Genomic DNA, 452 nt, shown 5'->3' on the forward strand with positions numbered 1-452 from the left:
GCCCTCCATGAGGTCGACCAGGACCAGGGTGGCCCACCGGGCGGTGACCAGGTCGAACAGCTGCCTGCTCAGGCAGGCGGGATTACGGACGTTGCCTCGCGTGCTTTCCTGCACGTGCTCACCTCACCTAAAGGTATGTACTTCCCTCGAGAAAGTAACTCGGTCAGAGTGAGGGAGCCAACCCCTGATCGTCAAGGAGTACCTGTGGTAACCGACGTTGCCGTGACCCGCGCCGTGAACACCGTGACGGTGCTCGGCGGCCCCACCGCGCTGATCCACCTGGCCGGCTGGACGCTGCTGACCGACCCGACCTTCGACGCCGCCGGCACCGAGTACAAAGACGGCCCGGTCCTGGTGCGCAAGACCGCCGACCCGGCGCTGAAGCCCTCGCAACTGCCCGCTCTCGACGCCGTCGTGGTCAGCCACACCGGGCATCTGGACAACCTCGACAC

General features: G+C 66.2%; 1 protein-coding gene. It reads left to right on the forward strand.

What is annotated here, in order from left to right; all coding sequences use genetic code 11:
- Positions 1-204 precede the first annotated feature (204 nt).
- Positions 205-452, forward strand: a 248-nt coding sequence (locus tag IG99_RS43615) for an MBL fold metallo-hydrolase (RefSeq protein WP_037684605.1), incomplete at its 3' end; no start/stop codon positions are given.

Source organism: Streptomyces griseus subsp. griseus (genome assembly GCF_000720255.1).
Taxonomy (GTDB): domain Bacteria; phylum Actinomycetota; class Actinomycetes; order Streptomycetales; family Streptomycetaceae; genus Streptomyces; species Streptomyces griseus_I.